A 14,063-nucleotide genomic window follows, 5' to 3' on the forward strand; every position below is an offset into this window, starting at 1 on the left:
GCTCCTGAGGGGCAACGGCGCCATTTATCTTCCACACCCTTCGAGCGTTACTCGGCCGGCGTAATGGTTGCAGCTCTATCGAGTACATAAGAACCAAAGCGATCGAGCTTGGCCTCGCTGGTCTTTTGCTCCAACTGGTCGGGACTTACACCGTAAGAAACCAGAGCGTCGTATACCTGCTCGGCACGTGCCTTACGCAACTTGGCGTTGAATGCAGCCGAACCCGTTTCGCTATCGGCATAACCGGTGATAATGTATTTCTTGCCCTCGTTGGCCTTGATGGCTTTTGCCACGGCTTTCAGCACCACCTTGTCCTTGGGCTGCAAGGCCGAGCTGTTGATGTTGTAGTAGACGGTAACGACGGGAGCAGCCTCCTCGGTCACCTTCTCGACCGGACGATTCTGACACTCGGCCAACTGCTGTTCGAGATTGGCAATCTTGCGGTTGGCATCACGCAACTGAGCGACCAAAGCATCGCCCTCGGCATCGCTATACTTACCCACAACAGGGGCAACTACCGGTACTACGGGAGCGTCCCAGCCGCGATTCTTGAATTTATAAGTGACGCCTACCAACGCTGCAAAGGTCTTGCCATGATTTCCTTCACCGGCAATCGAGGCTTCCCACACATCGAAACGCAAATCGAGATTGATGGCCCAGGCATCATTCAGCCGGAAGCGGTTGAGCAAACCTCCCCGCATGTCCATGTTGACACCCTTGGCCGCACCGTCCGACACACCTATGGGAATACCCATGCCTATATACAGGACAGGCGAATAAACACGTTCGCGATAGCCACAGAAGAGGCTGGCCAAATCGCCCATCACATCGAGTGCGGGGGTTATCAAGGCATACGACTGTTTGAAATAGCCGTTGTCAAAACGTCCGGTTTCGATGCCGTTTCCCCACAAGGTCGCACCTTTCACACCGTAATAATCGGCACCCAGGCGCAATCCGATAACCGGAGAGAACCATTTCTCGGCATTGAGACCAAAAACGGGAGCAATACGTTGCCCAAAACTGGCATGGCTGTCAAAACGTCCTAAGCCGAAATCAGCTCCACCTTCCAGTGAAATAGCCCAATTATCTTTAAAGCTATTCAAGACAATCTGCTGGGAAGATTCTGTCTTGGCCTCCTCCTCGGGAGCCGCAACCAATGTCGCAGGCATAGCCATGCCCATCGACACAAGCATTACCGCAAATACAGTCCTTTTCATACTTCTTTGCTTTTAATTAAATTTAATATCCGACAATCTCTCCTTTTCAAATTCAAGGGAGAAACTGCCTCATATAGACCCAATTGAATTTTGAAGTAAAAGTAGTCGATTTTTTTTACTTGACCAACAAATTTTATTTAAAAATAAAAACGAAACCGCCACTCTGCAAAAAAGAGTGACAGTTTCGTTTCAAACTTGCAAATATCTTGATATTTATTTCCCGATAAATGCGGCTATCTCGCCGGCAATATGCTCGGGGGTGAATCCCAGTTTTTCGTCAAGTACCTTATAAGGAGCCGAGTAGCCGAAATGATCCAAACCATAAACCTTGCCTTTGCAGCCTACCACCTGCAACAGGGTCGAGGGCAGGCCGGCGGTCAACCCGAATACCGGCAGACCCGAGGGGATAACCGACTCGCGATACGATTGCGGCTGATCGAGGAAGAGACCGATGGAAGGTACTGAGACAATCTGGACCCGTACTCCCTGACCGTGCAGAATTTCGCTGGCACCTACCAGTGTCGACACTTCCGAACCATTAGCAACCAATACCACATCGGGATTCTCATCGCGCATCAGCACATAGGCTCCTTTTGCCAACTGCAAGGCATCGGCATAACGGTTGCCCGTGGCCGAAGGGAGGTCGGGAACGTCCTGACGCGAAAGAATCAGAGCCGTAGGGGTATCGCTGTTTTCCATGGCCAGCTTCCAGGCTACCAGCGTCTCGGCACTGTCGGCCGGGCGCAATACCAGCACGCTGTGCTTGCCGCTGTGGTTTTTCAACTGCTCCATGAGGCGCATCTGAGCTTCCTGCTCTACCGGTTCGTGGGTGGGACCGTCCTCACCCACACGGAAGGCATCGTGCGTCCACACATATTTTACAGGTAATTCCATGAGGGCTGCCATACGCACGGCCGGCTTCATGTAGTCCGAAAAGACAAAGAAGGTGCCGCATGCAGCCTGCATGCCACCATGCAACAAGATACCGTTCATAATCGAAGCCATCGTCAACTCGGCTACCCCGGCGTGCAGGAAGGCCCCCTTGAAATTGCCCTTGGAGAAAGCCCCGGTCTTTTTCAGGAAGGCTTCGGTCTTGTCCGAGTTAGCCAGGTCGGCCGACGATACCACCATGTTTTTCACCCGCTCGCCCAGGTAGGAGAGCACGTTGGCCGAAGCTGTACGGGTGGCAACATTGGGTTTATAAGCTATCGAGGCGAAATCGAGCTCGGGTAATTTGCCTGCATAGAAATCGTGCAGCTCGGCAGCCAACTCGGGATTCGCTTTTTCCCAGGCAGCCTGCACCGCCTTGCGCTCGGCTACGATTTTTTTCAGTTCTTCGGCCCGACGGGCATAGAGACCGACCACCTCGGGGAAGATGACAAAGGGATTCTCGACACTGCCGCCCAGATGCTCGATGGTCTTTTCGTAGGAGGCCCCCGACTTGCTCAACGGCTGTCCGTGAGTCGAACATTTTCCTTCAAAGTTCTCGCCCGTGGCCGTCACACAACCACGTCCCATGATGGTCTTGCCGATAATGAGCGTGGGTCGCTCGGTCTCGCGGTTGGCCAGAGCCAACGCATCGCGTATGGCTACGGGATCGCACCCGTCAATTTCAATGACATTCCAATTCCAGGCCCGATATTTCTCGGCTGTATTCTCGTCGGTCACGGCATCGGTATCGGTCGAGAGTTGCACATCGTTGCTGTCGTAGAACATGATAAGGTTGTGCAACCCCAGGAATCCGGCCACCCGACCGGCCCCCTGCGATATCTCTTCCTGAATACCGCCGTCGGAGATGAACGCATAAATCTTGTGACTGCACCACTCGCCGAAACGGGCTGCCATGAAACGCTCGGCTATCGCCGCGCCTACGGCCATCGTGTGTCCCTGTCCCAGAGGACCCGACGTGTTTTCGATGCCGTGCATCACATCGACCTCGGGGTGACCGGGGGTAATGCTACCCCACTGACGGAACGATTTGAGGTCGTCCATCGTGTAGAAGCCCGACATGGCCAACACGCTGTACAGCATGGGCGACATGTGTCCCGGGTCAAGGAAGAAGCGGTCCCGATTAATCCACTTTGGATCTTCGGGATCATATACCAAAAACTCGGAATACAACACATTGGTAAAATCGGCACCACCCATAGCACCACCCGGGTGACCCGATTTGGCCTTCTCAACCATGGCCGCCGTCAATATTCTGATATTGTCGGCCGCTCTGTTCAACAAGTTCGTATCGTTCATGGAATTTTTTTTACAAAAATAATACAATTCACGAGTATATACCTACAAAAACGACCAAAAGTTCACAAAGAAAAAGAGAGGGAAGCCGGGGCTTCCCTCTCTTTTTCTCCTATTATTTATTATAAGGAATGATTATTCGGTAGGAATATCGGTATTGACATTCTTGCAACCGATCAGACCGTAGTAGAGCAGGTAGGCCAACATGGCGATAACCAACCAGTAGCTGGCCAGATAACCGAAACTACCCGACAACATGTTCTGGATAAACGGCATCACACCACCACCGACTACCATCATCATGAAGATACCCGATGCCTTGGCGGTGTATTTGCCCAGGCCTTCGACGGCGAGGTTGAAGATACCCCCCCACATCACCGAGGTGCACAAACCGCAGAGCACGAGGAAGAGGGCGCTCAGGGGAACCTTGGGGGTTTCGAGCGATTTCATCACCGACTCGGGGGTCATCTTGGCCTCGGCGAGCACGGCGGCATTTTGCGTCAGGAACTCTTCGGTGGGATTATTGACAAAAGCCTCGGCCTCGGCCACGGGGATACCGGCATTTTCCAGAATCTCGGAGGTCTTTTGTACCGGGTCATAGACAAACGAAGGCACGTTGAAGCCCACCGTCTTCGGGGTGAAGATAGCAATCAATGTGAGCACAATAGCTACCGACGAAACGGCAATTAACTGGGTGCGGGTCGAAATCTTACCACTGATCAAGCTACTCAGGAAACGACCTACCAGCATCAACAACCAGTAGATGGCCACGATGGCACCACCGATGGCAGCTCCATTGATCAGGATACCGGCACCTCTCGCACTAGTGTCGGCCATGAAGAAGTTCAACTGGGCGGGGATACCTACCTCGATACCTACATAAAGGAAGATGGCAATCACACCCAGCAACGTGTGACGGAAGGCCAACGGACTGTGCTCGAATTTCTCCTGGGGTTCGCCCTTCTTGGCCAAGTGGGGCTCGGGAATGGCGATGGCCGAGATGATGATGAACGACACGGCAAACACAGCCATGGCGATGAACAGCAACGGAGTGACGTCGCTCATGGCAGTCTTGTCGGTTACCGAACCGATGAGCACACCCACGAAGAGCGGGGTGAGCGTAGCAGCCAACGAGTTGAGGGTACCACCGGTTTGGATCAACTGGTTACCCTTGTTGCCACCGCCACCGAGCAGGTTCAGCATGGGGTTTACCACCGTGTTGAGCATGCACACGCAGAAACCGCAGATGAAGGCACCCAACAGATAGATAATCAGGTTCAGATACACCTCTTGTCCACCTACCGAGAAGAGCGCCGTATCGGCACCGATGATACTCGACAGATACTGGATAAAGAGGCCCACGAAACCTACGGCCATGGCCGTAAGGGCGGTTTTCTTGTAACCGATTTTCACCAGCATCGTACCTGCGGGAACACCCATAAACAGATAGGCCAGGAAGTTCATCATGTTACCCATCATGCCGGCCCACGAGTACTGGTTACCCCAGATAAGTCCAAACGGTGCCGCCAGATTGGTTACGAAAGCAATCATTGCAAACAGAAACATCATTGCGATAATCGCAATAATTTTCCCATTGTTTTTCTGATTTGTAGTCATTTTATAAGATTTAAATTAATGTATTTTGAATGTAAATATTTCTATCCGAGTCGATTGATGTATGTGATGTGTCTATTTCATGGGCTATTATTTATTTACTCAGGCCTTCTGTTTTCTGATAAACTAAAATTAAGGCAAAGGTAATGCTTATTATTTATCGGTCGGCACGATAAATATATGTTCTTAAACATAAAAATAGCCATCGACACGGCCGGCACCGGTAGCGGTGCCGCGGTCGCATCAGTAGTTACGCTCACCGAATATCGAGGTACCTATGCGCACCAGCGTAGTACCGTGGCGCAACGCCAGCCGGTAGTCGTGCGACATGCCCATCGACAACTCGACAAAGGCTCGGGCGTCGACGTGCCCCGAGGCCTTCAATTCATCAAACAGACTTTTCAACTCGCCAAACTCCCGATCGATGCGGCTCTCGTCGTCGGTGAGCGAGGCCATACCCATCAGACCGCACACCCGCACGTGGGGATACCGGTCGAGGGGGTTCCCACTCAGCCACTCGCGGCACGAATCGGGGGTAAGGCCATACTTGCTCTCCTCGCTGGCCACGTGAATCTCGAGCAGACAATCGACCACCCGGCCGCACTTGGCCGCCTCGCTGTCGATCACGGCGAGCAGTTTCTCGCTGTCGACACTATGAATCAAGGCGATAAAGGGGACGATGTATTTCACCTTGTTGGTTTGCAGGTGACCGATGAAGTGCCACTCGATGTCTTTGGGCAGGGCTTCGTACTTGGTCATGAGCTCCTGCACCCGGCTCTCGCCAAAGATGCGTTGCCCCGACTCGTAGGCCTCCATCAAGGCCTCGGCGGGGTGGAATTTCGACACAGCCACCAAGCGGGTACCGCTCGGCAGCTCCTGTCGTATGGTGGCTATATGTTGGGCTATCTCGTTCATTCTTTCGGACGATCCTCCTCCTGGGGTTTTCCTTCGGCGTTAAACGGATAGACGTCCATGAGCGGCGTCTCGGTAATCGACACAATGGTCCAGTCGGCCATCGTACCCTTCATGCCGGCGTTCAGACTTTTGAGAGCCGTCTCGAAGTCAGCCGCCTGCACGAGCATATACGAGGGAGTGCGTTTCTCCATGCCGCTCTTCTCGTCGAGGGTGATGAAATTGATTTTGCACTTGTACCAGCGGTCGCCCGTCTCGTCAAAGAAGAGCTCGCTGAAATTGGCCCGTTTCACGGCCGACACCGAGAACTCGCCCGAGATGAAGGGCGACACCTCTTCAATGATGCGGGCCTCGGCCTCGGTAAACGACAAGGCGTCGACGAGATAGGGTTCCGTTACTTTTTTCTGCATGCCGTTTTCCAGCATCTTATCATACTTGACTTTACATTCAAACCAATTTGCCATAGCTGTATTATTAAAAAAGGAGGTGCCATGCACCCCCGACAGGTTTCACATTCTTTTTCAGTACTCTATTTTATCGCTTTTGTCCGCCCACTTCTCAAAGGCCTTGATGGCCCGGTCGCGCATGAGGGGGAGTATGGTAAGGTGGCGCTTCTCCAACGGCAGGGCCAACTCGTCGTAGATGAACGAATCGTCAAAGCCGATGGCTTTGGCATCGGCCTTGGTGTTGCCGTAGTAGACCCGGTCGAGGTGAGCCCAGTAGATGGCCCCCAGACACATGGGACAGGGTTCGCACGAGGTGTATATTTCGCAGCCGCTCAGGTCGAAGGTGCCCAGCACACGGGCCGCTTCGCGAATGGCGTTGACCTCGGCATGAGCCGTCGGGTCGTTCGAGGCCGTCACCCGGTTGGCTCCCCGGGCAATGATCTTACCCTCCTTCACAATCACGGCGCCGAAGGGACCGCCACCATGGTCGATGTTGTCGAGCGACAGGTCGATGGCCGCCTGCATAAATTTATCTTTCTCACACATAATCTTTTCTATTAAACGCGGCATCGCCGGTTGCCCGGCAATCCCGCCTCGATGATGCATCTCTGCTTGGGTATACAAAGATACGAATCAAATCGGGAGAAACAAAAGAACTCTTGCCGAAAAAGAGCCGACGCCCCCGATTCACGACTCCCGGGGCTGCTCCCGCAAGCTCCGGTTCACCTGGTCGATGTAGTCGAGCAATTCGTCCCGACCGGTACCCCGCTCCGACGAGGTGGTGAAGATGGGGGGCAACTCCTCCCAGGTCTCGTGCAACACACTCTTGTAGTGCTCGATGGCCGTGCGCAACGCCACGGGGCCCACCTTGTCGGTCTTGGTAAAGACGATGGCAAAGGGCACGCCGTTCTCGCCGAGCCACTCCATAAAGTCGAGGTCGATTTGCTGCGGCTTGTGACGACAGTCGAGCAGTACGAAGAGGCAGGTAAGCTCGTGACGACGAAGGGCATACCCCTCAATCATCTTGCGCAACGCCTCGCGGCTCTCCTTGCCCCGGCGGGCATAGCCGTAACCGGGCAGGTCGACCAGATACCAGCTGTCGTCGATGAGAAAGTGGTTGATGAGCATCGTCTTACCCGGAGTGGCCGAGGTCATGGCCAGCCCCTTCCGACGGGTGAGCATGTTGATAAGCGACGACTTACCCACGTTGGAGCGTCCGATAAAGGCATACTCGGGCAACGGGTGCGAAGGGCAATCCTGCACCCGACTGCTGCTCACGACAAACTTGGCGTTTTTAATCTCCATATCGGTCTCTTGTTTTCAGATTTTCAGGGAGGACAAATATACAGTTTTTTCTCGGATTTCCCACTCTCCCACCCCACTTTCCCGACAGAGACTCCGAGGCCAAAACGATTCGAACCAGATACCGCATCGGGGTGCGGTATGACCACACGTCACCCCGCGCTGCGACGCGGGGTCCAGTAGAGGGACATAAAAGGGAATGTATTTTGCGAGCTCTCCTGCCCATGCATTTTCTGGATTCCGCATCAAGTGCGGAATGACTGGGACGGTATTTCCTGGATATCGCATCGAGGTGCGGAATGACCTGCACGTCACCCTGCGCTGCGACGCGGGGTCCAGTAGAGAAACAACATAGCCAAACTTGAAAAACAAGTTTTCCCGTTTGCCTCTCCCCTCACCTTTCACTATCTTTGCACCACGGCTCTGCCGGGAAACGGGAGGGAAAGCACCGCATCGCCCCGGGAGCCACGAAAGGGATACTATTCTATGGATCAACAATATTCTTCGATTCTGCTTGAAAATGCGGTGAGCGAATTTGCCAAGCTGCCGGGCATCGGCCGCAAGACGGCGCTGCGACTGGTTCTCTACCTGTTGCGTCAGGAGGAGGGCGAGGCCGAGAAATTCGGGAACACCATCATCAAGCTGTGCAAGGAGATCAAGCACTGCCACGTGTGCCACAACATATCCGACACCGACACCTGCTCCATTTGCAGCGACCCGTCGCGCGACGCCTCGACGATATGCGTAGTCGAGAACGTGAAGGAGGTGATGGTGGTCGAGAATACCCGGCAGTTTCACGGGCTCTACCACGTGTTGGGCGGGGTCATCTCGCCCATGGACGGCATCGGGCCGGCCGACCTCGAAATCGAGAGCCTGGTCGACCGGGTAGCGGCGGGCGGTATCCAGGAGGTGATTCTGGCACTGAGTCCGACGATGGAGGGCGACACGACCAACTTCTACATCTTCCGCAAACTGGCCCCCTTCGACGTGAAGATTACCATCATCGCCCGGGGGGTATCGGTGGGCGGCGAACTGGAATATACCGACGAAATCACGCTGGGGCGCTCGATTCTCAACCGCACGCTGTTCAGCGAAAGTTTCAAGGGATAGGATTCATACTATTTTCAGACTATTCGCGTTATACATATATAATAAAAAGCACGTCATTCTCGTGGTAAAAATCAGCATCATCATTGTCAACTACCGGGTGAAACACTTTCTGGAGCAGGCGCTCCGGTCGGTGCGGGCTGCGCTGACGCTCTACCCCATGGAGGCCGAGATTTTCGTGGTCGACAACTGTTCGCAAGACGACTCGCTCGACTACCTCTCGCCCCGGTTCCCCGAGGTGCGGTTTATCGCCAACACCGAGAATGTGGGGTTTGCCCGCGCCAACAACCAGGCGATGGAGCTGGCTACGGGACAATACGTCTTGCTACTCAACCCCGACACGGTCATTGCCGAGGATACGTTGCACGAGGTGTGCCTCTTCCTGGACACACACCCCGACGCGGGTGGCGTGGGGGTGAAGATGCTCGACGGCAACGGCCGTTTTCTGCCCGAGTCGAAGCGGGGGTTCCCCTCGCCCTGGGTGTCGTTCTGCAAGATATTCGGGCTGGCTTCACTCTTTCCCCGTTCGCCCCTCTTCGGGCGCTACCACCTGAAATACCTCTCACCCGACGAGTGCCACCGCGTCGACATTCTGTCGGGGGCCTTCATGTGCATGCGGCACGAAACGCTCGACAAGAGCGGACTGCTCGACGAGGCTTTCTTCATGTATGGCGAGGACATCGACCTCTCCTACCGGCTGGTGTTGGCCGGATACCACAACTACTACCTGCCCACCCCTATCATTCACTACAAGGGCGAGAGCACCAAAAAGGGGAGCCTGCGCTACGTGCGGATATTCTACGAGGCGATGCTCATCTTCTTCAAGAAACACTATCCCCATTACAGCAAGGGCTACTACCTGGCGGTGAAGTTCTCCATCTTCTTCCGGGCCATGCTGGCAGCCGCCCACCGCATCTTGCTCTATCCGTTCAAACGGAAGAAGGGCGTAGAGAAGCGGGAACGGGGCGAATGGTATGCCCTAACCAACCAGATTGACCGGGTGACCGAACTCATTCCCGGTCGACCCCGCATCACGGCTCTCCAATCGATTCAAGAACTACCCACTCCCGACAAGCACTCACCCCTGCGCTACATCGTGCTCGACTCGGGGTGGCTCTCCTACCGCGACATCATCGCCACCCTGCAACAGCAATGCCACGAGCGCAACCGGTTTCTCATCTACAATCCCGACGCTCAGGTGATTATCTCACCCCAACAAATCTATACACGCTCATGACCTACCTCACGGGTAAAAAAATCGCTTTACGGGCCATCGAACCCGAAGACCTCGACGACCTCTACCGCTGGGAAAACGACTCGTCGTTGTGGATATACGGCTGCACCATAGCCCCCTTCTCCCGTTATCTGATGAAACGCTACATCGAAAATTACAGTGCCGACATTGCCCGTGACGGACAACTGCGCCTGATGATTGTGGAACGTGAGACGAAAAAGAGCATCGGGATTTTCGACTGTTTCGACTATGACGCCGTGAACCGACGGGCTGCCGTCGGGCTGCTCATCGACCCGAGCCACACCCGCCAGGGGTTCGGACGCGACACCCTCGAAACCTTCATGGAGTATGCCTTCCAGTTCCTGCACCTGCACCAGCTCTATGTACACATCGCAACGTGCAACACGGCCAGCATGGCCCTCTTCCTTGCCTGCGGATTCCGCGAGTGCGGGCATCTGACCGACTGGGTACAGCTGCCGCAGGGCTACGACGATGCACTCGTGTTTCAAAAAATAAACCCCGACGAAAAAGGCTAATTGAGCGACGGCTCCTGGGGCGAGTTGAGCCACAACCGATACCCCTCGCCCATGCTGCGCACCGTCTCGCGCCAGAAGCTGTCGTCGGTAGCGGCCAGACAACTGGCCGGCGACTGCATGGTGGTGACGGCCCACGACTCTTGCCGCAGCTCCCCGTCGAGCTGCCCGGGCGACCAGCCGCTATACCCGATCAGGAATTTCACATGGCGGCACACCCCCTCGTCGCTGCGCATGAAATCGAGCAGCATGTCGAAATCGCCGTTGGCAAAAAGACCCGACGCCACCTCGACCGCCCCGGGCAGCGAAGCGATGTCGTGCAGGAAAAACAGGTGGTCGGTACCCACCGGGCCGCCGCAATATACCGGTATCGAAGGAATGGGACCCACCCCTTCGAGCAATTCATTCAGATGATAGTGTGTGGGGCTGTTGAGGACAAAACCCACCGCCCCCTTCTCGGAATATTCGGCCAGGCAGATGACCGCCCGGCGGAAGCACCCCTCGTCGAGGAAAGGCTCGGCCACGAGCAACGCCCCCCGATGGGGCTCAATCAACTGTCGGCGTATATGTAACGATTCGATGTGCATGTTCGCTCCTCTTCGATGTATCCAAGACAGGTGAGGCAAAGGCCGGGACAACCGGGACAGACAGAGTTTCCAGTTTTGACCAGGCCAAGGTTAACCTTGCCGCCTCCTCTATCTTACCCAAAGATAAGCAAAATATGACAAACGATGAAACGTTGCCGGCACTTTTTCTTGCAATCGCCCGACAAATGGCTATGTAGAACAGGTATAAATTAGTGCTTATGAAACCATAAAGCGATATAACCTAACACAAAAGGCTCTATATTTGCACTGTTTTTATCATACTGCAATGAACGAGACGGAACAAATCACCGACATGGCCCGGGAGAAAAAGGCGGCCCGGGTTACCTGGGTGGGATTCTTCACCAACCTGCTGCTCTCGACGGCCAAGATCATAGCCGGCGTCGTGGGCCGAAGCAGCGCCATAATTGCCGACGGCATTCACTCGCTGTCGGACTTCATTACCGACTTTATCGTCATCATTTTCATCAAGATATCGTCCAAGCACGAAGACAGCGACCACCCCTACGGCCACGGCAAGTTCGAGACCTTTGCCACCATGCTCATCAGCTTTGCCCTCTTTATCGTGGCCATCGGCATCTTCTACTCGGGCAGTGTGAAAATCTACGAGGTGCTCAACGGTCGGGTGATCGAACGCCCTACCTACCTGGCCCTCATCATGGCCGCCGTCTCGATTGTCGTGAAGGAGATTCTCTACTGGTACACCATCATCGTGGGACGCAAAATCGAGAGCCCCGCCGTCATTGCCAACGGCTGGCACCACCGCTCGGACGCCTTCTCGTCGATAGGTACCCTCATCGGTATCTCGGGAGCCATGTTCCTGGGCGAACGCTGGCGCATACTCGACCCCATCACCTCGGTCATCGTGGGTATCTTCATCATCGGTGTGGCCTACAAGCTGGCCCGCCCCAGCATACAGGAGCTGCTCGAAATGTCGCTCCCCGAAGAGATTGAGCACAGTATCGAACAGAAGATACAGGCCACGCCCGGGGTCATCACCTTCCATCACCTGCGCACCCGTAAAAACGGCAACACCTTTATCATCGACATGCACATCAAGGTCGACCCGCACTCGTCGATTGTCGAGGCACACGACATCGCCACCCACGTGGAGAACAACCTCAAAGCGGCCTTCGGCAAAGGCACGCAAATCAACGTGCACATCGAGCCCTATCTGCCCAAAGAGAAACAAGCATAACCGCAGTTTCCCGAGGGGGGGGGAGGACAAATTCAAAAAACAGACGGGAAAAGAGGCCAAGAGAATCGGGCAGAGGGTCTCAAATCAGTCCCAAATCCTGAGCTACCCGACAAGCCTCGATGGAGTTTTTCACCTGCAACTTGGCCAATATCTCCTGACGATGACGGCTCACCGTATTCACGCTTATCGAAAGCGTGTCGGCTATCTGTTTGCTCATCAGCCCCTTATCAATCAGACGGAGTACCTGAATCTCCCTGTCGGTCAATATTTTGCCGTTGCTGCGCGAGCCCAGTTCGACCACCTGCCCCGTGGCCAACTCAACAGCCCGACCACCACCCGGCCAGTCGAAAGAGAGCGGACTATACAGACACAGGGCCAGCCACAGGGTGTTGTTGAAGGGATCGGGCACATAAAACAGGCGGTGGCACACCCACACCGTATCGCCCGAAGTCGTCCGCATGCGCAACTTGCTCACCCAGCAATAATCGGAGCGCTGCTTCCTGGGCAGACGTTTGACAAAATTATAGAAGCGCAGCTCCTCCAAATACTTGCCATAGAGGTCTTCACGCGGTATCAAATCCAGAATATGCTTCTCCCAAATCGACGGTATCGCCCCTTCGCCCGAGGGGTGCTTCAACCCCAGCACCCGGGCAAAGCGGCCATAATAGATATAACTCGCATTGGTGTGCATGTCGCTCAGCACCGACACCGTCCCCTCCACCAGACTGTAACTGCGGGCTGCCGACTTATACCGCTCCAACTCATCGAGATAGCATCGACCCTTCTCACGGTCCTGCGACAGGAATATCCGATTCAGTTTATTGACTATGTCCACGTGTAAAATGGTTATTTATAATTATTGCATATTCAACCTCAGCACTCTACATTTGCAAATGTAAAAAAAGAATGGTTATTTATCATATCGATTATACACAAATGAAACGCACAATTCTGTTAAACCTCGCCCTGCTGCTGGCCATTGTGCCGGGCATGGCTCAATCGTTAGAAAAAATGCAATGGTTCAACGAACCCGAACAATGGGAAATCAAAGACAACACCCTCTCCATGTTTGTAACCCCCAAGACCGACTACTGGCGCATCTCACACTACGGCTTCACCGTCGACGACGCCCCCTTCTACTACGCCACCTATGGCGGTGAGTTCGAGGTAAAGGTCAAAGTCTCGGGCGACTACAAGGCCCGGTTCGACCAGGCCGGCATCATGCTGCGCATCGACCACGAAAACTACATCAAGGCCGGTATCGAATTTGTCGACGGGAAGTTCAACCTCAGCACCGTCGTCACGCACCACACCTCCGATTGGAGCGTCATCAAGCTCGACAAGGCCGTGCCCTATATCTGGATTAAGGCCGTGCGCCGCCTCGATGCCGTCGAGATTTTCTATTCGTTCGATGACCAGGAATATACCCTCATGCGCAACGCGTGGCTGCAAGACAACACCCCCGTACAGGTTGGCCTGATGGGTGCCAGCCCCGACGGCGAGGGATTCCGCGCCACCTTCGAGCAATTCAAGGTGAAACACCTGCCCGACCTGCGCCGCCTCGAATGGCTGAAAAAGAACAGCGCCCAATAAGCCTCATACCAACCTCCTATACCCAATCCCGCAAGCGCTCCTCCCCCCGAAGAGCCTC

General features: G+C 54.6%; 14 protein-coding genes. 5 read left to right on the top strand and 9 right to left on the bottom strand.

All coding sequences use genetic code 11. From position 1 onward, the window contains the following. Nucleotides 1-47: 47 nt before the first annotated feature. From BARVI_RS05310 to yihA, 7 genes are all read right to left on the bottom strand, one after another. Nucleotides 48-1,217 carry an OmpA family protein gene (locus tag BARVI_RS05310; RefSeq protein ID WP_084547001.1) on the bottom strand — a complete coding sequence of 390 codons (1,170 nt, stop codon included), beginning with the start codon at nucleotides 1,215-1,217 and terminating at the stop codon, nucleotides 48-50. Between the two features lie 213 nt (nucleotides 1,218-1,430). Continuing rightward, complete coding sequence (locus tag BARVI_RS05315) at nucleotides 1,431-3,464, bottom strand: transketolase family protein (protein ID WP_025278241.1); 2,034 nt, start codon at nucleotides 3,462-3,464, stop codon at nucleotides 1,431-1,433. Nucleotides 3,465-3,596: 132 nt separating this feature from the next. After that, nucleotides 3,597-5,078 (bottom strand): MFS transporter, encoded by a 1,482-nt coding sequence (locus BARVI_RS05320; RefSeq protein WP_025278242.1) that lies wholly within the window; start codon nucleotides 5,076-5,078, stop codon nucleotides 3,597-3,599. Between the two features lie 240 nt (nucleotides 5,079-5,318). Then, nucleotides 5,319-5,990: a YggS family pyridoxal phosphate-dependent enzyme gene (locus BARVI_RS05325; protein ID WP_025278243.1), complete on the bottom strand. Its 672-nt coding sequence runs from the start codon at nucleotides 5,988-5,990 to the stop codon at nucleotides 5,319-5,321. Then, nucleotides 5,987-6,451, bottom strand: a complete 465-nt coding sequence (locus BARVI_RS05330; RefSeq protein WP_025278244.1) for a DUF4494 domain-containing protein — start codon at nucleotides 6,449-6,451, stop codon at nucleotides 5,987-5,989. Before BARVI_RS05330 ends, BARVI_RS05325 begins: the two co-directional genes overlap by 4 nt. A gap of 57 nt (nucleotides 6,452-6,508) precedes the next feature. Continuing rightward, nucleotides 6,509-6,979, bottom strand: coding sequence for a nucleoside deaminase (locus BARVI_RS05335; protein WP_025278245.1), 471 nt, complete (start codon nucleotides 6,977-6,979; stop codon nucleotides 6,509-6,511). A 141-nt stretch (nucleotides 6,980-7,120) separates the two neighbouring features. Then, a complete protein-coding gene (gene yihA / locus BARVI_RS05340) occupies nucleotides 7,121-7,738 on the bottom strand; it encodes a ribosome biogenesis GTP-binding protein YihA/YsxC (protein ID WP_025278246.1) in 618 nt (205 codons plus the stop codon). Between the two features lie 483 nt (nucleotides 7,739-8,221). Here yihA and recR point away from each other — a divergent pair, with 483 nt between their 5' ends. Genes recR through BARVI_RS05355 form a run of 3 tightly spaced genes read left to right on the top strand, consistent with a single transcriptional unit; the run spans nucleotide 8,222 to nucleotide 10,612 of the window. Further along, nucleotides 8,222-8,845: a recombination mediator RecR gene (recR, locus tag BARVI_RS05345; protein ID WP_025278247.1), complete on the top strand. Its 624-nt coding sequence runs from the start codon at nucleotides 8,222-8,224 to the stop codon at nucleotides 8,843-8,845. Between the two features lie 55 nt (nucleotides 8,846-8,900). After that, complete coding sequence (locus tag BARVI_RS05350; protein ID WP_157232543.1) at nucleotides 8,901-10,079, top strand: glycosyltransferase family 2 protein; 1,179 nt, start codon at nucleotides 8,901-8,903, stop codon at nucleotides 10,077-10,079. Continuing rightward, entirely contained in the window at nucleotides 10,076-10,612 is a 537-nt protein-coding gene (locus tag BARVI_RS05355) for a GNAT family N-acetyltransferase (protein WP_025278249.1), read from the top strand. The genes BARVI_RS05350 and BARVI_RS05355 overlap by 4 nt, the downstream gene beginning before the upstream one ends. On the opposite strand, the gene BARVI_RS05360 is transcribed toward BARVI_RS05355, so the two are convergent. Continuing rightward, on the bottom strand, nucleotides 10,609-11,196 hold the full coding sequence (locus BARVI_RS05360; RefSeq protein WP_025278250.1) for a YqgE/AlgH family protein: 588 nt from the start codon (nucleotides 11,194-11,196) through the stop codon (nucleotides 10,609-10,611). The genes BARVI_RS05355 and BARVI_RS05360 overlap by 4 nt on opposite strands. Nucleotides 11,197-11,482: 286 nt before the next feature. On the opposite strand from BARVI_RS05360, the gene BARVI_RS05365 reads away from it, so the two are divergent. After that, nucleotides 11,483-12,412 (top strand): cation diffusion facilitator family transporter, encoded by a 930-nt coding sequence (locus BARVI_RS05365; protein WP_025278251.1) that lies wholly within the window; start codon nucleotides 11,483-11,485, stop codon nucleotides 12,410-12,412. A gap of 79 nt (nucleotides 12,413-12,491) precedes the next feature. On the opposite strand, the gene BARVI_RS05370 is transcribed toward BARVI_RS05365, so the two are convergent. After that, complete coding sequence (locus BARVI_RS05370) at nucleotides 12,492-13,247, bottom strand: response regulator transcription factor (protein ID WP_025278252.1); 756 nt, start codon at nucleotides 13,245-13,247, stop codon at nucleotides 12,492-12,494. Between the two features lie 101 nt (nucleotides 13,248-13,348). Between BARVI_RS05370 and BARVI_RS05375 the strand changes: the two genes are divergently transcribed. Then, the gene (locus BARVI_RS05375) at nucleotides 13,349-14,005 is read left to right on the top strand and encodes a DUF1349 domain-containing protein (RefSeq protein WP_025278253.1); all 657 of its coding nucleotides are present in this window, start codon (nucleotides 13,349-13,351) and stop codon (nucleotides 14,003-14,005) included. Nucleotides 14,006-14,063 lie beyond the last annotated feature (58 nt).

It is taken from the genome of Barnesiella viscericola DSM 18177 (assembly GCF_000512915.1).
Taxonomy (GTDB): Bacteria; Bacteroidota; Bacteroidia; order Bacteroidales; family Barnesiellaceae; genus Barnesiella; species Barnesiella viscericola.